Source organism: Luteimonas notoginsengisoli (assembly GCF_042648885.1).
GTDB classification, from domain to species: Bacteria; Pseudomonadota; Gammaproteobacteria; order Xanthomonadales; family Xanthomonadaceae; genus Luteimonas; species Luteimonas notoginsengisoli.
Genome location: NZ_JBHRYF010000001.1, coordinates 1067673 through 1089065 on the forward strand (window position 1 = coordinate 1067673; position 21393 = coordinate 1089065).

The window sequence follows — 21393 nt, forward strand, 5'->3', positions numbered from 1 at the left end:
AGTGATGGGCAAGTTGACGTCCTGGTTCAAGGGCCTGCTGCTGCTGGAGCTGTTGTCCGGCATGTGGCTGACGCTCAAGTACCTGTTCAAACCCAAGTACACGCTGATGTACCCGATGGAAAAGACGCCGCAGTCGCCGCGCTTCCGTGGGCTGCATGCGCTGCGCCGTTATCCCAACGGCGAGGAGCGCTGCATCGCGTGCAAGCTGTGCGAGGCGGTCTGCCCGGCGCTGGCGATCACCATCGATTCGGAGCAGCGTGCGGACAACACCCGCCGGACCACGCGCTACGACATCGACTTGTTCAAGTGCATCTACTGCGGCTTCTGCGAGGAATCCTGCCCGGTCGACTCGATCGTCGAGACCCACGTGCTCGAATACCACTTCGAGAACCGCGGCGAGAACGTCGTCAACAAGCAGCAGCTGCTGGCCATCGGAGACCGGCTCGAAGCCGAGATCGCCGAGCGCCGCGCCGCCGACGCTCCCTTCCGCTGAGGACCGCATGGACTTCACACTACTTGCCTTCCTCGCCTTCGCCGTCGTGACCGTGGTCGCGGCCGGCGCGGTGATCAGCGTTCGCAGCCCGGTACACGCCGCGCTGTGCCTGGCGCTGACATTCTTCACGGTCGCCTGCACCTGGATCCTGGCCGACGCGGAGTTCCTCGGCATCGCGCTGGTCGTGGTCTATGTCGGCGCGGTGATGGTGCTTTTCATGTTCGTGGTGATGATGCTCGACATCGACGAAGTGAAGATGCACGAGGGCTACGTGCGCTACCTGCCGGTCGGACTGCTGGTGGCGGTGGTGATGCTGGTCGAGATCCTGATGCTGATCGGCATCAAGGCGCGCGCGACCCCGTTCGGCGTGGATGTCGCGGCCGCGGCCGGCGTGCCGAACATCGAGTGGCTGGCCGGGAGCCTGTTCACCGGCTACCTGCTGCCGTTCGAGGTGGCTGCGCTGATCCTGACGGTGGCGGTGATCGCGGCGGTCACGCTGACCCTGCGCAAGCGCGAAGGCACCAAGCACCAGGTCCCCAGCGCGCAGTCGCGGGTGAAGGCGGCCGATCGCTTCCGCATGGTGCGGATGGATGCCACCCGGCCGGCGCCCGAGGCGCCCCAGTCGCCGCCGGCCGGCGAAGCCAGCGGGGAGGGCGGTTGATGGACATGTTCATGCAAGGCCTGTCGCTGGGCCACTATCTTGCGCTGGGCGCCGCGCTGTTCTGCATCAGCGTCGCGGGCATCTTCCTCAACCGCAAGAACGTGATCATCCTGCTGATGTCGATCGAGCTGATGCTGCTCTCGGTCAACATCAACTTCGTCGCGTTCTCGCGCGAGGCCGGCGATGCCGCAGGGCAGGTGTTCGTGTTCTTCATCCTCACCGTGGCCGCGGCCGAGGCCGCGATCGGCCTGGCGATCCTGGTCACGCTGTTCCGCAACCGGCGCACGATCAACGTGGCCGAAATCGACACCTTGAAGGGCTGAGTGATGCCGGGCATGGAATTCGTGATCTCGAAAACGGTTCTGCTGGCAGTCGTGCTGGCGCCGCTGATCGGCGCGATCGTGGCCGGCCTGTTCGGCCGCCAGGTCGGTCGCGCCGGCTCGCATTCGATCACCATTCTCGGCGTGGCCGCGAGCTGCGCGCTGTCGATCTACGTGCTGTGGCAGCTGGTCGGGCAGGGCGCGGCGCCGTTCAACGAGAACGTCTACACCTTCTTCCAGGTCGGTTCGATCGATGCCCACGTCGGCTTCATGGTCGACAAGCTGACCGCGATGATGATGGTCGTGGTGACCTTCGTCTCGCTGCTGGTGCACGTCTACACCATCGGCTACATGGCCGACGACCCGGGTTACCAGCGCTTCTTCAGCTACATCAGCCTGTTCACGTTCTCGATGCTGATGCTGGTGATGTCAAACAACTTCATGCAGCTGTTCTTCGGCTGGGAAGCGGTGGGTCTGGTGTCGTACCTGCTGATCGGCTTCTGGTTCAAGCGGCCGACCGCGGTGTTTGCCAACCTCAAGGCGTTCCTGGTCAACCGCGTCGGCGACTTCGGCTTCCTGCTGGGAATCGCCGGCGTGCTGTACTGGTTCGGCACCCTGGACTACGCGACGGTGTTCGCCAACGCCGTCGACAAGATCGGTGGCGGGCAGATGGTCGCGATCATTCCCGGCTACGAGTGGTCGGTCGCCACGGTGATCTGCATCTGCCTGTTCGTCGGCGCGATGGGCAAGTCGGCGCAGGTGCCGCTGCACGTGTGGCTGCCCGACTCGATGGAAGGCCCGACCCCGATCTCGGCGCTGATCCACGCCGCCACGATGGTCACCGCCGGCATCTTCATGGTCGCGCGCATGTCGCCGCTGTTCGAGCTCAGCGAGACCGCGCTGAACTTCGTGCTGTTCATCGGCGCCACCACCGCCTTCTTCACCGGCCTGATCGGCATGGTGCAGAACGACATCAAGCGCGTGGTCGCGTATTCGACGCTGTCCCAGCTGGGCTACATGACCGTGGCGCTGGGCGTATCGGCCTACAGCGCCGGGGTCTATCACCTGATGACCCACGCTTTCTTCAAGGCGCTGCTGTTCCTGGCCGCCGGCTCGGTGATCATCGGAATGCACCATGAGCAGGACATGCGCCGCATGGGCGGCCTGCGCAAGTACATGCCGGTCACCTACTGGACGATGCTGATCGGCACCCTGGCCCTGGTCGGAACGCCGTTTTTCAGCGGGTTCTATTCGAAGGACGTGATCATCGAGGCCGCCGGGCACCATGCGCACGAGTCGGGCAACTGGATCGCGACCTACGGCTACTGGGCGGTGCTGCTGGGCGCCTTCGTCACCTCGTTCTACAGCTTCCGCCTGCTGTACCTGACCTTCCATGGCAAGGAGCGCTTCCGCGACGCCCACGCCACCGGTGGCGGCCACGATGCCCACCACGACGACCATGGCCATGGCGCGCACGAGCCGCACGAGTCGCCGTGGGTGGTGACGGTGCCGCTGGTGCTGCTGGCGATCGCCTCGATCGGCGTCGGCTTCGTCACGCTGGGGCCGATGCTGTTCGGCACCGACGTCATGGGCCACGTGAAGCAGCTGCCGTTCTTCCTCGGTTCGATCGACGTGGCCGGGCCGCGCGACGTCGTCGCGATCCTGGCGGCCGAATGGCACGGGCCGGTAAAGTTCGCCCTGCACGGGCTCATGGCGCCGCCGTTCTGGCTTGCCCTGGCAGGCTTTGTCGTGGCGACCGTGATGTACGTGCTCAAGCCCGACCTGCCTGCAAAGGCGGCGCGCGTCTTCGCCCTGCCGATCCGCGTCCTGAACAACAAGTACGGAATGGACGATCTGTGGATCAAGGGTTTTGCCGGCGGCAGCGTGCTGCTGGGCAAACTGTCGCGCCGCAACGACGAGAAGGTGATCGATGGCGCCTTCGTCAACGGCAGCGCGCGTCTCGTCGACCTGTTCTCGGGCGTGCTGCGGCGCACCCAGTCCGGACTCCTCTACCACTACGCCTTTGCGATGATTCTCGGCCTGATCGTGCTGCTGGCCGCGCTCATCCGCTACTGGCGCTGAACGCCACGGATAAGAACAAGTGTCGAACTGGCCCCTCCTGAGTCTGTTGATCTGGCTGCCGATCATTGGCGGCGGACTGGTGCTTGCGCTGGGCAACCAGCGTGCGAGTGCCGCGCGCTGGCTGTCACTGCTGATCGCGCTGGTGACGTTCGTGCTCAGCATCCCGTTGTTCACCGGCTTCGACTACGCCAACGCCGGCCTGCAGTTCATCGAGCGTCGCGAGTGGATTCCGGCCTACGACATCCAGTACCACCTGGGCGCGGATGGCATCTCGATCGCGCTGGTGATCCTGACCACGATCACCACGGTGCTGGTGCTGATCGGCGCGTGGGGCTCGGTGGCCAAGCGCGTGAGCCAGTACTTCGCCACGATGCTCATCCTCGAAGGCGTGATGATCGGCGTGTTTTGCGCGGTCGACTCGATCCTGTTCTACGCCTTCTTCGAGGGCATGCTGATCCCGATGTTCATCATCATCGGCGTTTGGGGCGGGCCGCGCCGCGTCTACGCGGCGATGAAGTTCTTCCTGTACACGTTCCTGGGCTCGGTGTTCATGCTGGTCGGGCTGATCTACCTGTACCTGAAGGGCGGCAGCTGGCAGATCCCGGACCTGGTGCAGCTGTCGCTGACGGCGACCGAGCAGGCGTGGCTGTTCTTCGCGTTCCTGATCGCGTTCGCGGTCAAGGTGCCGATGTTCCCGGTGCATACCTGGCTGCCTGATGCGCACGTCGAGGCGCCGACCGGCGGTTCGGTGGTGCTGGCGGCGATCATGCTGAAGATCGGCGGATACGGCTTCCTGCGCTTCAGCCTGCCGATCGTGCCCGACGCCAGCCATGAGTTCGGCTGGCTGATGATCGCGCTGTCGCTGATCGCGATCGTCTACGTGGGCATGGTCGCGCTGGTGCAGGACGACATGAAGAAGCTGGTGGCCTATTCGTCGATCGCGCACATGGGCTTCGTGACCCTGGGCACGTTCATCGCCCTGGCGCTGGTCCGCGACGCGCAGAACGTCGACGTGGCGCGGCTCGGACTGCAGGGCGCGATGGTGCAGATGGTGTCGCACGGCTTCATCTCGGGCGCGATGTTCTCCTGCATCGGCGTGCTCTACGACCGCATGCATACGCGCCGGATCTCGGACTACGGCGGCGTCGCCAACGTGATGCCCTGGTTCGCGGCGTTCTGGATCTTCTTCTCGATGGCGAACTCTGGCCTCCCCGGCACCAGCGGTTTCGTCGGCGAGTTCATGATCATCCTGGCCAGCTTCCAGCAGCATCCGCTGATCGCGTTCGCCGCGGCGACCACGCTGATGATCGGCGCCGGCTACTCGCTGTGGCTGGCCAAGCGCGTGATCTGGGGCGAGGTGGGCAACGCCCACGTCGCCGAGCTGAAGGACATCGACGGCCGTGAATGGATCGTGCTCGGCGTGTTCGCCGCCGGCGTGCTGCTGATCGGCCTGTGGCCCAAGCCGCTCACCGACCTGATGGAACCCTCCATCGCGCAACTGGCGGCGCAGCTCGCCGCAAGCAAGCTTTGAGGACGATGTCGCGATGATTCCTGGCGTACCGATGGAAGCAACGATGGCCCCGCAGGTCCGCACCCTGGCGGACATCGCGCCGCTGGCGCCCGAGCTGCTGGTGATCGTGGGCGCGTTCGCGCTGCTGATGCTGGACCTGTTCCTGGACGAGCGACGCCGCATCGTCACCCACGCGTGCGCGATCGGCGTGCTGCTGGTGGCGGCATGGATGGTCGCCACCGGCGTGGGCGGGCAGGGCGCGGTGATGCACGACATGTTCGTCCGCGACGGCGTCGCCGACGTGCTCAAGATCTCGCTGCTGCTGGTGTCGGCAACTGCGCTGGGCTACATGTGGACCTTCATGCGCGAGCGCGGCCTGTACAAGGGCGAGCTGCCGGTGCTGGTGCTGTTCGCGACCGCGGGCATGATGCTGCTGGTCTCGGCCGGCAACCTGACCATGGTCTACGTCGGCCTCGAACTGCTGGCGCTGAGTTCCTATGCCCTGGTGGCGATCGACCGAGACAGCCCGCTGTCGTCGGAAGCGGCGATGAAGTACTTCGTGCTGGGTGCGCTGGCCTCGGGCATGCTGCTGTACGGAATGTCGCTGCTGTACGGCGCCACGCACTCGCTGGACCTGGCCACGATCCACGCCACCGCCGGCGCGCTGTCGGGCGACGACCGCGTGCTGATGCTGACCGGCACCGTGTTCCTGGTCGTCGGCATCGCGTTCAAGTTCGGCGCGGCGCCGTTCCACATGTGGCTGCCCGACACCTACCACGGCGCGCCGACGCCGATCTCGCTATTCATCGGCTCGGCGCCGAAGCTGGCGGCGTTCGGCATGACCTACCGGCTGCTCGAATCAGGACTCGCCCCCGCTGGCGACCAGTGGCATGTGCTTCTGGCCGGCCTTGCGGCGCTGTCGCTGGCGATCGGCAACGTGGTGGCGATCGCCCAGACCAACCTCAAGCGCATGCTGGCGTATTCCACTGTCTCGCATGTTGGGTTCATCTTCCTCGGCTTCGCCGGCGGTGGCGCCGAGGGCTATGCCGCGGCAATGTTCTATGCGATCAGCTACGCCATCATGGCCGCGGCGGGATTCGGCGCCATCGTGATGCTCTCGCGCAACGGTTTCGAGGCCGACCGGATCGAAGACTTCAAGGGGCTCAATGCGCGCAGCCCGTGGATGGCGGCGCTGGTGCTGTGCGTGATGGCGTCGATGGCCGGCGTGCCGCCGTTCCTCGGCTTCTGGGCCAAGCTGGCCGTGCTGCGCGCGGCAATCAACGGCGACATGCTGTGGCTGGCCATCGTCGGCATCGTGTTCGCGGTGATCGGCGCGTTCTACTACCTGCGCGTGATGAAGGTGATGTACTTCGACGAGCCCGAGGGCGAGCCGATCCAGGTCCGTCCCGGGCGCCCGCTGCAGGTGGTCTTTTCGATCAACGCGATTTCGCTGCTGGTACTGGGCTTCGCCTGGAGTCCGCTCATGGCGTGGTGCCAGCGGGCCTTCGGAATCTAGCGCGACGAAGCTGCGCCGAATTCCTTCCCCTTCATGCAAGGGGAGGGTGGGGGACGGCACGGGTTTCCGGCCAGCTGGCTGGACAGTGTCTTTATCCGGGGCTCCAGGCACGCTGCGGACGTGCCTCGCGCTCGATCGGCGCACTCACCCGCGCAGGCAAGGCGCTCCGAGCCTTGCCCGCCCTCGGAAAAACCCGACGCGCTGACGCGCGGCACTTCTCGGGGTTGCAATAAATTCCCGAAGTCACCATAATTCCGCTCCTGATGCGGGGTGGAGCAGTCTGGCAGCTCGTCGGGCTCATAACCCGAAGGTCGCAGGTTCAAATCCTGCCCCCGCTACCAGCTTTTCGCGATCGACGAAAAGCCTCCACGGAGGCTTTTTTTGATGGCGGCAAGTCGGGCTTGATCGAGGCAGGCTTCATGCCTCGGTGCCGAAATCCAGTGGTATCGGACAAGGGGCCCATTGGGCCCTTTGTCGTTTTTCGGGGCCCTTCCGCGACGCACCGGCATGCAGGCAGCAGGATCTTCACGGAACAGATGACCGACAAGGCAACCCAAATCGCGACGCTCCTGGCACCGACCGTCCGCTCCCTCGGGGTGGAACTGCTCGGCGTCGAGTACCTGCCGGCCCCGGGCAGCGCGGTGTTGCGCCTTTACATCGATGTTCCCGGCGAGGATGCCGCGGACGAGCGCCAGGTTGGCATCGAGGATTGCGAGGCGGTGAGCCGGGAAGTGTCTGCCCAGCTCGACGTCGAGGATCCGATCAGCGGCAATTACACCCTGGAAGTCTCTTCCCCCGGCGTCGACCGGCCATTGTTCTCGCCGGCGCAGTTCGCACGGTTCGCGGGCGAGCGCGCCAAGGTGACGCTGAAGCTGCCGCAGGACGGGCGCCGCAGGCTGCAGGGCACGATCGTCGCGGTGGAAGGCGAGCGCATCGCCTTCGACGTGGACGGCACGCCCGTGGAGGTCGGCTTCGACAACATCGACAAGGCGCGCCTGGTCCCGGACTGGGTGGCGCTGGGCCTGGCGCCCGCGCAGGACAAGTCCGGGCGCGACGCGCGCCCGGGCAAGCAAGCGAAGAACAAACCCACAGGCAAACGAACCAACAAGACGGCGGCGGAAAAACCGTCCCCCGCGGAGTGAGAATCAGATGAGCAAGGAACTGTTGCTGGTCGTGGATGCGGTCGCCAATGAGAAGGGCGTGCCGGAGTCCGTGATCCTCGAGGCGATCGAAGCGGCGCTGGCCACGGCGGCCAAGAAGCGCTATCTCGAACAGGACGTGCTGACGCGCGTCGAGATCGACCCCAAGGACGGCAACTACCAGACGTTCCGCCGCTGGGAAGTGGTGGCCGACGACGTGGTGATGGAATCGCCGGACCGCCAGATCCGCCTGATGGATGCGCTCGACGAGAGCGAAGGCGCCGAGGTCGGCGACTACATCGAGGAACAGATCGACAACGTCGATTTTGGCCGCATCGCCGCCCAGGCCGCCAAGCAGGTGATCGTGCAGCGCGTGCGCGAGGCCGAGCGCGCGCAGGTCGTCGATGCCTGGAAGGATCGCGTCGGCGAGCTGGTGACCGGCATCGTCAAGCGCGTCGAGCGCGGCAACGTCTACGTCGACCTGGGCGGGAATGCTGAAGCCCTCATCCCCAAGGACAAGGCGATCCCGCGCGACATCGTGCGCGCCGGCGACCGAATCCGCGGCTACCTGTACGACGTGCGTACCGAACCGCGCGGCCCGCAGCTGTTCATCAGCCGTGCCGCGCCCGAATTCATGATGGAACTGTTCAAGCTCGAAGTGCCGGAAGTGGGCCAGGGCCTGGTCGACATCAAGGCCTGCGCACGCGACCCGGGCGATCGCGCCAAGATCGCCGTGCTGGCCTACGACAACCGCACCGATCCGATCGGCGCCTGCATCGGCATGCGCGGTTCGCGCGTGCAGGCGGTGAGCAACGAGCTCAACGGCGAGCGCGTCGACATCGTGCTGTGGTCGGACAACCCGGCGCAGTTCGTCATCAACGCGATGGCGCCTGCCGAGGTGCAGTCGATCGTGGTCGACGAGGACAAGCATTCGATGGACCTGGCGGTCGCCGAGGACCGGCTCGCGCAGGCGATCGGCAAGGGCGGCCAGAACGTGCGCCTCGCCAGCCGCCTGTCGGGCTGGCAGCTCAACGTGATGACCCAGGACCAGGTCGCCGAGAAGTCGGAGGCCGAACAGGCCGCCGCCCGGGCGCTGTTCCAGGACAAGCTCGAGGTCGACGAGGAAATCGCCAACATCCTGGTCACCGAAGGCTTCAGCACGGTCGAGGAAATCGCCTATGTCCCGGTCGGCGAGCTGCTGGCGGTCGAGGGCTTCGACGAGGACATCGTCGAGGAACTGCGCGCCCGCGCCCGCGACGCGCTGCTCAACGACGCGCTCGCGGTCGAGGAAGAGCTCGACGAGAACGCGCCCGCGGAAGACCTGCTGGCGCTGGAAGGCATGGACGAGGAGACTGCCTTCGCGCTGGCGTCGCACGGCGTGCGCACCAGCGAGGAGTTGTCGGACCTGGGCGCGGACGAAGTAGTCGAGTTCGGCATCGAGGGCGTGGATGAAGCGCGTGCCGCGGCGCTGATCCTGGCCGCGCGCGCGGAGGAAATCGCGAGGCTGGAGCGCGAAGGCTGATCGAATGGGGCCGGCTGGCGCGTCGCGCCGCCGGACCGGTTCGCGATCGCCCGGGCACGGAGGCCCGGACAGGCCTCCCGCGGGAAGCCCAAGTCAGGCCAGGGAAGGTGGCAGCGGAGGCAGGAGAAGCCGGTCCGGTGGAAGGCCGCCATGCGTGGCGCCACCCCGGGACGTTTTCCCCACAGCAGTAGAATCGTTCCATCACGCGCAGGGCCCCGGCCCCCGCCAAGGACACGGAAAACCGAATGTCGCAGCAAACCACCATCCGCAAGCTTGCCGCACTGGTGAACACACCGGTCGAGAAATTGCTGGAGCAGCTGGCCGAGGCCGGCATGAGCTTCAACGATCCGGACCAGGTCGTCACGAGCACCGAGAAGGTCAAGCTTCTGGGCTTCCTGCGCCGCACCCATGGCAAGGCCGACAAGCCTGCCGAGGAAGCGGTCGTGCCGAAGAAGATCACCCTAAACCGCAGCCGCAAGCAGGAACTCACCGTCGGCGGCGGCAAGAATCGCGCCACGGTCGACGTCGTCGTGCGCAAGAAGGTCACCCTGGTCAAGCCGGGCGACGCCGCCGCGGCCGAGCCGCAGGCGCCGCCGACCGACGAGCGCGCGGAGATCCTGCGCAAGCTCGAGGAATCGCGCCTGCGCAACCTGACCGAGCAGCAGCGCCTGGCTGAAGAAGACAAGCGCCGCGCCGACGAGGCCGCCGAACGCAAGCGCCAGGAGGAAGCGGAAGCCGCGCGCCTGCGCGCCGAAGCCGAACTGGCCGCCGCCGTGCCGTCCGAGGAAGATGCGGCCGCGCGCAAGCCGCACGGCCACGGTCATCCCAAACCGGCCGCGCCGCGTGCCGATGACCGGGCCGGGCACAAGCACAAGACGCGCGGCTCGCACGCGATGGTCGCCGGTGTCGAGGACGACGAGAGCGCCGCGCGCTTCGCCGGCCAGCTGCATCTGAGCGCCGCCGATCGCGCGCGCCGCACCACCGCACGCCCCAAGGCGCGCTCCACGCGCCAGAACCGGGACCAGGCCCGGACCGGCACCGGTTTCACCCGGCCGACGGCACCGGTGGTGCGTGAAGTGGCGATCGGCGAGGCGATCACCGTGGCCGACCTCGCCCAGAAGCTGGCGATGAAGGGCGGCGACGTGGTCAAGGCGCTGTTCAAGATGGGCGTCATGGCGACGATCACCCAGACCATCGACCATGACACCGCGGTGCTGGTCACCGAGGAACTGGGACACACCGCCGTGCGCGCCGACGCCGACGACGCCGAGACCGAGCTGCTCGCACACGTGGAAGACACGCAGGGCGACCGGCAGCCGCGTCCGCCCGTGGTCACGATCATGGGCCATGTCGACCATGGCAAGACCTCGCTGCTCGACTACATCCGCCGCACCAAGGTCGCGTCCGGCGAGGCCGGTGGCATCACCCAGCACATCGGCGCGTACCACGTGCAGACCGACAAGGGCGTCATCAGCTTCCTCGACACCCCCGGCCATGCCGCCTTCACCTCGATGCGCGCGCGCGGCGCCAGGCTCACCGACATCGTGGTGCTGGTGGTCGCGGCCGACGACGGCGTGATGCCGCAGACGATCGAGGCGATCCAGCATGCCCGCGCCGCCGCCGTGCCGCTGATCGTGGCGATCAACAAGATCGACAAGTCCGAAGCCGATCCTTCGCGGATCAAGAACGAACTGCTCGGCCAGGAAATCGTCGCCGAGGATTTCGGCGGCGATACCCAGATGGTCGAACTCTCGGCGAAGACCGGCGATGGCGTGGACACGCTGCTCGACGCGATCTCGCTGCAGGCCGAAGTGCTCGAACTCAGGGCCATGGCCGAGGGTCGCGCCAGCGGCGTGGTGATCGAATCCTCGCTCGACAAGGGCCGCGGCCCGGTGGCGACGGTGCTGGTGCAGCAGGGGTCGCTGCAGAAGGGCGACTACCTGGTCTGCGGCGTGCAGTACGGTCGCGTGCGCGCGCTGTTCGACGAGAACGGCCAGCAGGTGCCCAGTGCGGGCCCGTCGATCCCGGTGCAGGTGCTCGGGCTATCCGGCGTGCCGGACGCAGGCGACGATTTCGTCGTCGTCGAGGACGAGCGCCTGGCCAAGGACGTTGCCCAGCAGCGCGATGCCAAGCGCCGCGAGACGCGCCTGGTCGGCCAGGCCGGCAACCGCATGGAAGACATCATGGCGCAGATGGGCGCGGGCGAAGCCCAGCTCAGCCTGCCGCTGATCATCAAGGCCGACGTGCAGGGTTCGGTGCAGGCGCTGCGTGAATCGCTGACGGCGCTGTCCAACGAGCAGATCCGGATCAACGTGCTCGCCGCCGGCGTCGGCGGCATCACCGAATCCGACGCGCAGCTGGCCGCGACGTCCAAGGCCACGCTGATCGGTTTCAACGTGCGTGCCGATGCCTCGGCGCGCAAGGTGATCGAGGGCAATGGCGTCGACCTGCGCTACTTCTCGATCATCTACGACGTGATCGACCAGGTGAAACAGGTGGCATCCGGCATCCTCGGAGTCGAGATCCGCGAGGAGATCATCGGTACCGCGGAAGTGCGCGACGTGTTCCGCAGCTCGAAGTTCGGCGCGGTTGCCGGCTGCATGGTCGTGGAGGGCGTGGTCAAGCGCAACAAGCCGATCCGCGTGCTGCGCGACAACACCGTGGTGTTCGAAGGCGAGCTGGAATCGCTGCGCCGCTTCAAGGAGAACGTCGACGAGGTGCGCAACGGCACCGAGTGCGGCATCGGCGTGAAGCAGTACAACGACGTGCAGGCAGGCGACCAGATCGAATGCTTCGAGCGCATTGAAGTGCAGCGCACGCTCTGATGCCGCAGAAGTCCTTCCATCGCACCGACCGCGTTTCAGCCCAGCTCCGTCGCGAGCTGGGTTCGCTGGTGCGCGAGGCCGTGGCCGAACACGGCCTGCCGTCGGTCAGCGTGTCGGACGTTGAGGTCACCCGCGACCTGGCGCATGCGAAGGTGTTCGTCACCGCGCTGCAGCCCGAGCGCGCGGCTGAAGCGATGAAGGGGCTCAAGGCGGTTGCGCCGGAAATCCGCTATAGGCTCGCGCGCGCGGTGAACCTGCGCCACGTGCCGGAGCTGCATTTCCACTACGACGACTCCGTCGATCGCGGCGAACGCATCGACAACCTGCTGCGCGACCTGCCGGATACCGGCGACGACAGCTGAGCTGTTTCGCCGAGGCGAATCGCGGGAGCGGCTTGAGCCGCGAGCTTTTCGCCGCTTCGCCGATGTTGAAGAGAACTCGCGGCTGAAGACGCGCCCACCAGCGTGTCCATGGCGGCCGGCAAGAATTCGCGGCTGAAGCCGCTCCTACAAGGGCTTGCAGGCGCGAGCATGCCGCGATGCCACGACCCTACAATGCCCGCATGAGCAAGCCGCCACGCACGCGATTCCGCAGCCTCGACGGCATCCTGCTACTCGACAAGCCGCGCGGCCTGAGTTCGAACCAGGCGTTGCAGCGCGTGCGCCACCTGTTCCGCGCGCAGAAGGCCGGGCACACCGGCAGCCTCGATCCGCTGGCCACCGGCCTGCTGCCGGTGTGTTTCGGCGAGGCCACCAAGATCGCCGGCGGCCTGCTGGGCGCGCGCAAGGCCTACGACACGGTGGCGCGGCTGGGCATCGTCACCGACACCGACGACGCCGAGGGCCAGCCGCTGCGCGAGCGGCCCGTGCCCGCGCTGTCCATCGACGCCATCGACACCGCCCTGCGCGCGCTCACCGGCCGCATCCGCCAGCGACCGCCGATCTACTCGGCGCTCAAGCGTGGCGGCGAACCGCTGTATGCCAAGGCGCGTCGCGGCGAGGTCGTGGAGGTCGAGGAGCGCGAGGTCGACGTGCATGCCTTCGAGCTGCAGGCCGCCGCCGACCTGCTCGATGCCGGGCAGCCGCTGCTGCGCCTGCACGTCGAATGCGGCTCGGGCACCTACGTGCGGGCGCTGGTACGCGACCTCGGTGAGGCGCTGGGCTGCGGCGCGCACGTCGCCGAGCTGCGCCGGCTGTGGGTCGATCCGTTCCGCGAACCCAAGCTGTGGACGCTGGACGACCTGCAGGCGCTGGCTGGGCGCGGCGAGCGCGGGCTCGATGCCTGCCTGCTGCCCGTGGAAAGCGGCATGGCGTCCTGGCCGGAAGTCGAGGTCGACGCGGCCCAGGCGGCGCGCCTGTCCTACGGCCAGCAGGTGTCCGGCGGGTTTCGTCCGCCCGGCCCGGTGGCGATCTTCGATCCACGGGGCCGTGCGCTGGGCCTGGGCGAGGTCGATGGCGACGGACTTCTGCGCCCGCAACGCCTGTTCAGCTGGGCCTGCACCCAGCCGGACGTGCCGGCTGCCGGGGCACGCTGAGCTTGTGACCGCCGCCGCCAAGCGCTACAATTTTGCGGCTTTTTCAAGCACTTTCGCACCATCCATCCCGCAAACGGCGAGCCGAGCGGGGCGTGCACCATGCCAGGGCATGGCGCCGCGTTCCTGCAAGCCACGCATCTACCCCGAGGCAAACACCCGATGTCCATCGACACCAGCACCGTCATCAACGAACACAAGCGCGGCGACAATGACACCGGTTCGCCGGAAGTCCAGGTCGCCCTGCTCACCGCCCGCATCGTGCACCTGACCGAACACTTCAAGGCCCACAAGCACGACCACCACAGCCGTCGTGGCCTGCTGAAGATGGTGAACCGCCGCCGCAGCCTGCTCGATTACCTGCACCGCAAGGACGTCGCACGCTACAAGTCCCTGATCGAGAAGCTCGGCCTGCGCCGGTAATCACGGACAACACCGCGGCGCAGCAATGCGCCGCGGTTCTTTTTTTGGATCGCTTCGCGCGGTCCGCCCGGCGCGGGCAAGGGTCCGCGTCCGGTCCATCGCAAGAGTCCTCCAAGGAATTCACACGTGGCAAAAGTTACCAAGAGCTTCCAGTACGGCAAACAGACGGTCACGATCGAGACCGGTGAGATCGCGCGTCAGGCCGGCGGCGCCGTCATGGTGTCGTGCGACGGCACCGTGCTGCTGGTCAGTGCGGTCGCCAACAAGACCGCGCGCGAAGGGCAGGATTTCTTCCCGCTCACCGTCGACTACCAGGAGAAGTTCTACGCCGGCGGCCGCATCCCGGGCGGCTTCTTCAAGCGCGAAGGCCGCCAGACCGAGAAGGAAACGCTGATCTCGCGCCTGATCGATCGCCCGATCCGCCCGCTGTTCCCCGACGGCTTCCGCAACGAAGTGCAGATCATCGCCACCGTGATGTCGATGAACCCGGAAGTCGATGGCGACATCCTCGCCCTGATCGGCGCGTCCGCCGCGCTGTCGCTGTCCGGCGCGCCGTTCGACGGCCCGATCGGCGCCGCGAAGGTCGGTTACAAGGACGGCCAGTACCTGCTCAACCCGTCGAAGACCGAACTGGTCGACTCGAAGCTCGAACTCGTCGTCGCTGGTACCGCCAACGCGGTGCTGATGGTCGAGTCCGAAGCCCAGGAGCTGTCGGAAGACGTGATGCTCGGCGCCGTGATGTTCGGCCACCAGCAGATGCAGGTCGCGATCGCCACGATCAACGAACTGGTCGCCGAAGCCGGCAAGCCGAAGTGGGAATGGTCGGCGCCCGCGGCCGACGAAGGCCTGGTCAATGCGATCCGCACCGCCGTTGGCGAGAAGCTGGCCGAAGCCTTCCAGGTGCGCGACAAGCTCGAGCGCAAGGATGCGATCTCCACGCTCAAGAAGTCGATCCTGGCCGCGATCGCCCCCGAAGCCGAAACCAAGGCCTGGGCACCGGGCGCGCTGTCGAAGGAATTCAGCGAGCAGGAATACCAGACCATGCGCGACTCGGTCCTCAAGACCAAGGTCCGCATCGATGGCCGCGCGCTCGACACCGTGCGCCCGATCGCCTCGCGCGTCGGCGTCCTCCCGCGCGTGCATGGCTCCTCGCTGTTCACCCGCGGCGAGACGCAGGCGATCGTCGCGGTCACCCTCGGTACCGCGCGCGACGGCCAGATCATCGATGCCGTTTCCGGCGAGTACAAGGAACACTTCCTGTTCCATTACAACTTCCCGCCCTATTCGGTCGGTGAAGCCGGCCGCATGATGGGCCCGAAGCGTCGCGAGATCGGCCACGGCCGCCTTGCCAAGCGCGGCGTGCTCGCCGTGATGCCGACGATGGAAGAGTTCCCGTACACCATCCGCGTGGTCTCCGAGATCACCGAGTCCAACGGTTCCTCGTCGATGGCGTCGGTCTGCGGTTCGTCGCTGGCGCTGATGGACGCCGGCGTGCCGATCAAGGCACCGGTCGCGGGCATCGCGATGGGCCTGGTGAAGGAAGGCGACGACTTCGTCGTGCTGTCCGACATCCTCGGCGACGAGGATCACCTGGGCGACATGGACTTCAAGGTGGCCGGTACCGCCAACGGCATCTCGGCGCTGCAGATGGACATCAAGATCCAGGGCATCACCGAGGAAATCATGAAGGTCGCGCTGGCCCAGGCCAAGCAGGGCCGCCTGCACATCCTCGGCGAAATGGCCAATGCGCTGACCGCGCCGCGCCCGGAGCTTTCGGACTTCGCGCCGCGACTGATCACCATCAGGATCCACCCCGACAAGATCCGCGAAGTGATCGGCAAGGGCGGCTCGGTGATCCAGGCGATCACCAAGGAAACCGGCACCCAGATCGACATCCAGGACGACGGCACGATCACCATCGCCTCGGTCGACGCCGCCGCCGGCAAGGCCGCCAAGGACCGCATCGAGCAGATCACCTCCGACGTCGAGCCGGGCCGTATCTACGAGGGCAAGGTCGTCAAGCTGATGGACTTCGGCGCCTTCGTCACGATCTCCCCCGGCAAGGACGGCCTGGTGCACGTGTCGCAGATCTCCAACGAGCGCGTCGAGAAGGTGTCCGACAAGCTGAAGGAAGGCGACGTGGTCAAGGTCAAGGTGCTGGAAGTCGACAAGCAGGGCCGTATCCGCCTGTCGATGAAGGCCGTGGAAGAAGGCGAGGGCGTGTCAGCCGAGTAAGCCGGCGCGACATTGCTGCACGACATCGAAAAGCGGGCTTCGGCCCGCTTTTCTTGTTCGCCCGATTCCGGCGACAGCCTCCTGCCTCTCGTCCGATCACGCGCCTCGCCGCGGCCTGACGGGTCCGACGCGACCTGCAGGCCACGCCAGGCTATCGGATCGCAGGTTTGTCGGAAAACCGGGCTGCATGCTTTTTTGCTGTGGAACCGCCGTGCAGCGAACGCCGGATGCGAATGCCCTTGGGTGCGAAATCAAGGGGGAGGCGTCGGCAGTACGCCGACGCCGGAGGACATTCGCACCCAAGGGCATTCGCATCCGGCCCCCAGTCATTGCAGACGCAGCGCTTTTCCCTCGATCGGCAGAAGAACCCTTTTCTGTGCACGCTCGCCACCCGCGTAGGTGGGTATCCATGGGCCTTCGCGGTCGTCTGTGAAGCTCGCGGCTGCGGCCGCTCCCAAACGACTCGTCCTGGAGCGTAGTCATCTTTCAGAACGTGCCAGTCGATTCGGGCTGCTACAGTCGCGGCCAACGCAACCTCGGAGAGCGGGCATGGCGGCAGGAGCACTGGAACTCGAAACCTTCGTCCGCGAGGCGCTATTGCGAGGGCAGTCGCGCGAAGCGATCACGCAGGCGCTGGCCGCGGCCGGATGGAGCGAGGCGCAGACGCGCGACGTGCTGCTCGCGTACGCCGATGTCGATTTTCCCGTACCGGTACCGCGCCCGCGTGCGTCGCTGTCGGCGCGCGAGGCATTCCTGTACCTGGTGCTGTTCGCCTCGCTGTACTACGCGGCATTTCACGTCGGCAGCCTGCTGTTCGACCTCATCAACGCCGCCTTCCCGGATGCCGCCTCGGGGCGCAGCTACGACATGTTCGGCTCCTCGATGCGCTGGTCGACGGCCTCGGTGATCATCGCGTTCCCGGTCTTCGCCTGGCTGGCGCGGCATCTTGCGCGCGAGGTGGAACGGCAGCCGATCAAGCGGCTCTCGCCGGTGCGGCGCTGGCTGACCTACCTGACCCTGTTCCTGGCTGCCGTCGCGCTGATCTGCGACGTCACTACCCTGGTCTACAACCTGCTGGGCGGCGAGCTGAGCGGGCGGTTCGTGCTCAAGGTGCTGGTGGTCGGCGCGATCGCCGGTGGCGCGTTCGGTTACTACCTGCACGACCTGCGGCGCGAAGAGGTGGCGGCATGAGCGCCCGGCCCGTCGGAACCTGGCTGATGGTGCTGGCCGGCGTCGTAGTGCTGGCCACGGTCGCGGGCGCGGTCGCGGTGATGGGTTCGCCGGCCGAGCAGCGTCGCATGCGCATCGACGAGCGGCGCGTGGAAGACCTGCAGCGGATCGAAGCAGCGGTGCGGGCCTACCACGCCGAAGTGCGGGCGCTGCCGGAGACGCTGGACACGCTCGACGCGCGGCCGGGCGTCGCACTGGACGCCTTCGATCCCGAAACCGCATCGCGCTACGACTATCGCAGGACGGGCAACAACGCGTTCGAGCTGTGCGCGACCTTCGCCACCGACACCGCGGCGGGACGGCCCGGGCGACGCTGGCAGGAGCCACGCTGGGTCCACGGTGCCGGACGCCACTGCTATGCGTTCCGCATCGAGGACAAGCACGCCGGGGCATGACGCGGCGCGGCGTTGATTGCATCGCCGCAGTCTTACTTGCGGTCGGGCGCCAGGAGCGCGCGCGGCCGACGGTCCCGGCCCTTCATTCGCACAGGCGCTGAAAGCCGCTCTCGCATATCCGGGGACGGGATGGAGCGCTTTGCCCCGATACACAACATCGTTGTATATTTCGCGCCCGTTGCGAGGCGCGTGACCGATGCTTGGCAAGCCACAGTACGTCGCCCTTTCGGAATTCCGTTTCCGGCTGGCGCAGTTCCTGCATTTCAGCGAGGCGGCGGCGCGCGCGGAGGGCATCACGCCGGCGCAATACCTGCTGCTCCTGCACGTGCAGGGTTTCCCGGGTCGGGCCTGGGCCACCGTCGGTGAACTGGCCGGGCGCCTGCAGGCCAGCCACCAAGGCACCGCGGCGCTGGTGCAGCGCTGCGAGCGCAACGGACTGGTCGTCAAGCGCCGCGGTCGCAGCGATGCGCGCTGCGTCGAGATCCGCCTGACGCCGCGCGCGCGCAGCCTGGTGCGGCGGATCGCGCGGTGCCACGCGCAAGCGCTGGCGCAGATGGACGTGGTCTTCCGCGCCGCCAGCAGCGCGGGCGACAGCGTTACCCGCCCGCCACGCCGCAACGCACGCAACCTGGACTAGGGAGGACACGCCATGCACAAGCGCGATTTTTCCGGCAGCAACCGCCTGTTGCTGCTGTCCGCTTTCGCGGTGGTGATCGGCGGCCTCAGCACGCTCGGCGCGTGGCTGCTGCTGGCGATGATCCGATTCTTCACCAACCTGTTCTTCTACCAGACGCTGTCGCTGGCGCAGTCTTCGCCTGCCGATAACACGCTCGGCGCCTGGGTGATCCTGGTGCCTGCGGTCGGCGGACTGATCGTCGGGCTGATGGCGCGCTATGGCAGCGACAAGATCCGCGGCCACGGTATTCCCGAGGCGCTGGAGGCGATCCTGTTCGGCAAGAGCCAGATGTCGGCGAAGGTCGCGGTGCTCAAGCCGCTGTCATCGGGCGTGGTGATCGGCAGCGGTGGGCCGTTCGGCGCCGAGGGCCCGGTGATCATGACCGGCGGCGCGGCGGCGTCGCTGCTGGCGCAGGCCTTCCACCTGACCTCGGCCGAGCGCAAGGCGCTGCTGGTGGCGGGTGCCTGCGCGGGCATGACCGCGGTGTTCGGCACGCCCCTGGCGGCGATCCTGCTGGCAGTGGAACTGCTGTTGTTCGAACTGCGCCCGCGCAGCCTGCTGCCGGTGGCGCTGGCGTGCACCGTGGCCGGCTTCCTGCGGCCGCTGTGGGCCGAACCAGGACCACTGTTCGCGATGCAGACGCCCACCGTGGACACGATCGCGCTGGTGTCGTGCGTGGCGGCCGGGCTGGCCTGCGGAATGCTCTGCACCGCGATGAGCAGCATCCTGTACAAGGTCGAGGATGGCTTCGGGCGCCTGCCGATCCACTGGATGTGGTGGCCGGCGCTGGGCGGGGTGGTGGTCGGCCTCGGCGGCTGGCTCGAGCCGCGCGCGCTTGGCGTGGGCTACGACGTGATCGGCGATCTGCTGGCCAACCGCCTCGCGCTGCAGGTGGTGCTGGCGCTGGTGCTGGTGAAGGCGGTGATCTGGGTGGTCGCGCTGGGGTCGGGCACCTCCGGCGGCATCCTCGCGCCGCTGCTGATGATCGGCGCGGGCCTGGGCTGCGTGCTGGGGCCGTGGTTGCCCGGCGGCGATGTGCGGCTGTGGGCGCTGGTCTGCATGGCCGCAACGCTCGGCGGCACGATGCGCGCGCCGTTGATGGCGGTGGTGTTCGCGTTCGAGCTCACCTGGGACACCAACGCGCTGCTGCCGACGATCCTCGGCTGCGTGGTCGCGTACGGTTTCTCGGTGGTGGCGATGCCGCGCTCGATCCTGACCGAGAAGATCGCCCGCCGCGGCCTGCACGTGTACCGCGAATACGGCGTCGATCCGCTGGAACGGCATTTCGTCAGCGAAGTGATGACCACGACCGCGATCGCCATCCAAGCGACGCGGCCGGTGCCCGAGGTGCAGGCGCGATATTTCGGCGCGGGCCAGAAGCACCGTGCCTACCCGGTGGTCGACGGCGAACGCCTGGTGGGCATGCTCGACCGGGACGACCTGCCGCCGGACGTGCTGCAGGACGACGCGCAGCCGGTCGCCGAGCTGCTGCAGGGCGTCGCCGTCCCGCATGCGCTTGCCCAGGAAACCTGCCGCGCGGTTGCTTCGCGCATGGCCGCGCTGGGACTGCAACGGCTGCCGGTAGTGGAGTCCGAACAGTCGCAAACGTTGGTCGGCGTGGTCAGCCGCAGCGACCTGCTGAAGCCCGCGCGCCAGCTGCACGAGGAAGAGTCGCGGCGCGAGCGTTTCCTGCGTCGCTAGCGTCGCCGGGTCATCGCCATCCGGTTAATCGACTTTCCACGCCGAACTCGAACCTCTTCATCGTCATTCCCGTGAAGCGGGGGAAGGGCCTCGCGATGCTGCAGGCGGATCTCCGGCAGTTCTGCTCCCGCGCTGATCGTCATCCCGCGAGTCAGGCGAAGCGCGACGCCCATTGCGTCATTTGGCAGGAGCGCGCGCAGCGCGAGTCACGTGCGGCCATCGATCCGCGCCCTCGATCGCAAAGCTAGGGACGCCCGACATCGGACCGCTGAAGCCCCGCTTTTGCCGGAATGACGGCATGATTCATACCTTCCAGGCGCGCATCGGCTCAGGCCCTGCACGCCGCCACCAAGGAGCCCGCGGCCGTGGACGAGGAACTGCTGCTGTTTACCGTGCTGGACATGGCGGGCACGTTTGCCTTTGCCATCAGCGGCGCGGTCGCTGCCCGGCAGAAGAACCTCGACCTGTTCGGCATCATCGCGATCGCCTACATGGTGGCCTGCGGCGGCGGCATCCTCCGCGACGTCTGCATCGGCGCGATCCCCCCGGCGGGGCTGGCCGACTGGCGCTACCTGACGCTGGCCGTGATCGCGGCCGCGCTGGCGATGGTGGCGTATCCGCTGCTGCAGCGGCTGGACCACCCGGTGCAGATGTTTGACGCGCTGGGCTTGAGCTTCTTTGCCGTGTTCGGCGCCCACAAGGCGCTGCTGTTCGGGCACAACGCGCAGGTCGCGATCGTGCTGGGCATCGTCAGCGCCGTCGGCGGCGGCGCGATGCGCGACGTGCTGCTCAATCGCACGCCGCTGATCCTGCGCAAGGAAATCTACGCATCCGCCGCGCTGGTCGCGGCCGTGGTGCAGGTCAGCGGCGAGCGGACGAGCTTGCCGATCCAATGGGTGCCGTGGGTGGGCATCGTGCTGTGCTTCGGCCTGCGCTACCTGGCGATGCGGTACCACTGGAACCTGCCGCGCTTCTCGCGAAGCGAGCGCTAGGCGCGGTGCGCCCTGGATTCAGCGCCGCAATCTTCGGGGAACGACGCTCGCGCTCCGGGTCGCTGACGGTTCGATGCGATCGCACTCTGCCCTGAGGGTCTCCGGACAAGCCGTTGTTCGGGACGCGGCGCGCGGGTCTGCG

At 67.2% G+C, this 21393-nt stretch carries 18 protein-coding genes and 1 tRNA gene; all 19 read left to right on the top strand.

The annotated features are described in order from the left end of the window. The first annotated feature begins 4 nt into the window (after nt 1-4). Entirely contained in the window at nt 5-493 is a 489-nt protein-coding gene (gene nuoI, locus ACFOM9_RS04995) for an NADH-quinone oxidoreductase subunit NuoI (RefSeq protein WP_386706805.1), read from the top strand. Nucleotides 494-500: 7 nt separating this feature from the next. Next, nucleotides 501-1154 (top strand): NADH-quinone oxidoreductase subunit J, encoded by a 654-nt coding sequence (locus ACFOM9_RS05000; RefSeq protein WP_386706808.1) that lies wholly within the window; start codon nt 501-503, stop codon nt 1152-1154. 5 nt (nt 1155-1159) lie between these two features. Further along, nucleotides 1160-1477: an NADH-quinone oxidoreductase subunit NuoK gene (gene nuoK, locus ACFOM9_RS05005; RefSeq protein WP_386707361.1), complete on the top strand. Its 318-nt coding sequence runs from the start codon at nt 1160-1162 to the stop codon at nt 1475-1477. Nucleotides 1478-1489: 12 nt separating this feature from the next. After that, nucleotides 1490-3556 carry an NADH-quinone oxidoreductase subunit L gene (gene nuoL, locus ACFOM9_RS05010; protein ID WP_386706811.1) on the top strand — a complete coding sequence of 689 codons (2067 nt, stop codon included), beginning with the start codon at nt 1490-1492 and terminating at the stop codon, nt 3554-3556. Between the two features lie 19 nt (nt 3557-3575). Continuing rightward, a complete protein-coding gene (locus ACFOM9_RS05015) occupies nt 3576-5087 on the top strand; it encodes an NADH-quinone oxidoreductase subunit M (RefSeq protein ID WP_386706814.1) in 1512 nt (503 codons plus the stop codon). 31 nt (nt 5088-5118) lie between these two features. Next, the gene (nuoN, locus tag ACFOM9_RS05020) at nt 5119-6582 is read left to right on the top strand and encodes an NADH-quinone oxidoreductase subunit NuoN (protein ID WP_386706817.1); all 1464 of its coding nucleotides are present in this window, start codon (nt 5119-5121) and stop codon (nt 6580-6582) included. Between the two features lie 264 nt (nt 6583-6846). Next, nucleotides 6847-6923, top strand: a tRNA-Met gene (locus ACFOM9_RS05025). Nucleotides 6924-7118: 195 nt separating this feature from the next. Next, nucleotides 7119-7724 (top strand): ribosome maturation factor RimP, encoded by a 606-nt coding sequence (rimP, locus tag ACFOM9_RS05030; protein WP_386707364.1) that lies wholly within the window; start codon nt 7119-7121, stop codon nt 7722-7724. Between the two features lie 7 nt (nt 7725-7731). Next, nucleotides 7732-9243: a transcription termination factor NusA gene (gene nusA, locus ACFOM9_RS05035; RefSeq protein WP_386706820.1), complete on the top strand. Its 1512-nt coding sequence runs from the start codon at nt 7732-7734 to the stop codon at nt 9241-9243. Between the two features lie 245 nt (nt 9244-9488). After that, a complete protein-coding gene (gene infB / locus ACFOM9_RS05040; protein ID WP_386706823.1) occupies nt 9489-12068 on the top strand; it encodes a translation initiation factor IF-2 in 2580 nt (859 codons plus the stop codon). Continuing rightward, entirely contained in the window at nt 12068-12430 is a 363-nt protein-coding gene (gene rbfA / locus ACFOM9_RS05045) for a 30S ribosome-binding factor RbfA (RefSeq protein WP_386706826.1), read from the top strand. The genes infB and rbfA overlap by 1 nt, the downstream gene beginning before the upstream one ends. A 200-nt stretch (nt 12431-12630) precedes the next feature. Continuing rightward, nucleotides 12631-13602 (top strand): tRNA pseudouridine(55) synthase TruB, encoded by a 972-nt coding sequence (gene truB, locus ACFOM9_RS05050; RefSeq protein ID WP_386706829.1) that lies wholly within the window; start codon nt 12631-12633, stop codon nt 13600-13602. Between the two features lie 159 nt (nt 13603-13761). Next, on the top strand, nt 13762-14022 hold the full coding sequence (rpsO, locus tag ACFOM9_RS05055) for a 30S ribosomal protein S15 (RefSeq protein ID WP_386706832.1): 261 nt from the start codon (nt 13762-13764) through the stop codon (nt 14020-14022). A gap of 126 nt (nt 14023-14148) precedes the next feature. Then, nucleotides 14149-16257: a polyribonucleotide nucleotidyltransferase gene (gene pnp, locus ACFOM9_RS05060; RefSeq protein ID WP_386706835.1), complete on the top strand. Its 2109-nt coding sequence runs from the start codon at nt 14149-14151 to the stop codon at nt 16255-16257. 549 nt (nt 16258-16806) lie between these two features. Beyond that, nucleotides 16807-17448, top strand: coding sequence for a DUF5671 domain-containing protein (locus tag ACFOM9_RS05065; protein WP_386706838.1), 642 nt, complete (start codon nt 16807-16809; stop codon nt 17446-17448). Then, nucleotides 17445-17882 (top strand): hypothetical protein, encoded by a 438-nt coding sequence (locus tag ACFOM9_RS05070; protein WP_386706841.1) that lies wholly within the window; start codon nt 17445-17447, stop codon nt 17880-17882. The genes ACFOM9_RS05065 and ACFOM9_RS05070 overlap by 4 nt, the downstream gene beginning before the upstream one ends. A 196-nt stretch (nt 17883-18078) precedes the next feature. Further along, complete coding sequence (locus ACFOM9_RS05075) at nt 18079-18519, top strand: MarR family winged helix-turn-helix transcriptional regulator (protein ID WP_386706844.1); 441 nt, start codon at nt 18079-18081, stop codon at nt 18517-18519. Nucleotides 18520-18531: 12 nt separating this feature from the next. Then, nucleotides 18532-20259, top strand: a complete 1728-nt coding sequence (locus tag ACFOM9_RS05080; RefSeq protein ID WP_386706847.1) for a chloride channel protein — start codon at nt 18532-18534, stop codon at nt 20257-20259. Between the two features lie 365 nt (nt 20260-20624). Next, complete coding sequence (locus tag ACFOM9_RS05085; protein WP_386706850.1) at nt 20625-21251, top strand: trimeric intracellular cation channel family protein; 627 nt, start codon at nt 20625-20627, stop codon at nt 21249-21251. Nucleotides 21252-21393 lie beyond the last annotated feature (142 nt).

Coding starts and splice junctions, on each gene's coding strand:
- nuoI (WP_386706805.1), top strand. CDS start 5: ATGGGCAAGTTGACGTCCTGGTTCAAGGGCCTGCTGCTGCTGGAGCTG.
- ACFOM9_RS05000 (WP_386706808.1), top strand. CDS start 501: ATGGACTTCACACTACTTGCCTTCCTCGCCTTCGCCGTCGTGACCGTG.
- nuoK (WP_386707361.1), top strand. CDS start 1,160: ATGTTCATGCAAGGCCTGTCGCTGGGCCACTATCTTGCGCTGGGCGCC.
- nuoL (WP_386706811.1), top strand. CDS start 1,490: ATGGAATTCGTGATCTCGAAAACGGTTCTGCTGGCAGTCGTGCTGGCG.
- nuoN (WP_386706817.1), top strand. CDS start 5,119: ATGGAAGCAACGATGGCCCCGCAGGTCCGCACCCTGGCGGACATCGCG.
- rimP (WP_386707364.1), top strand. CDS start 7,119: ATGACCGACAAGGCAACCCAAATCGCGACGCTCCTGGCACCGACCGTC.
- nusA (WP_386706820.1), top strand. CDS start 7,732: ATGAGCAAGGAACTGTTGCTGGTCGTGGATGCGGTCGCCAATGAGAAG.
- infB (WP_386706823.1), top strand. CDS start 9,489: ATGTCGCAGCAAACCACCATCCGCAAGCTTGCCGCACTGGTGAACACA.
- rbfA (WP_386706826.1), top strand. CDS start 12,068: ATGCCGCAGAAGTCCTTCCATCGCACCGACCGCGTTTCAGCCCAGCTC.
- truB (WP_386706829.1), top strand. CDS start 12,631: ATGAGCAAGCCGCCACGCACGCGATTCCGCAGCCTCGACGGCATCCTG.
- rpsO (WP_386706832.1), top strand. CDS start 13,762: ATGTCCATCGACACCAGCACCGTCATCAACGAACACAAGCGCGGCGAC.
- ACFOM9_RS05065 (WP_386706838.1), top strand. CDS start 16,807: ATGGCGGCAGGAGCACTGGAACTCGAAACCTTCGTCCGCGAGGCGCTA.
- ACFOM9_RS05070 (WP_386706841.1), top strand. CDS start 17,445: ATGAGCGCCCGGCCCGTCGGAACCTGGCTGATGGTGCTGGCCGGCGTC.
- ACFOM9_RS05075 (WP_386706844.1), top strand. CDS start 18,079: ATGCTTGGCAAGCCACAGTACGTCGCCCTTTCGGAATTCCGTTTCCGG.
- ACFOM9_RS05080 (WP_386706847.1), top strand. CDS start 18,532: ATGCACAAGCGCGATTTTTCCGGCAGCAACCGCCTGTTGCTGCTGTCC.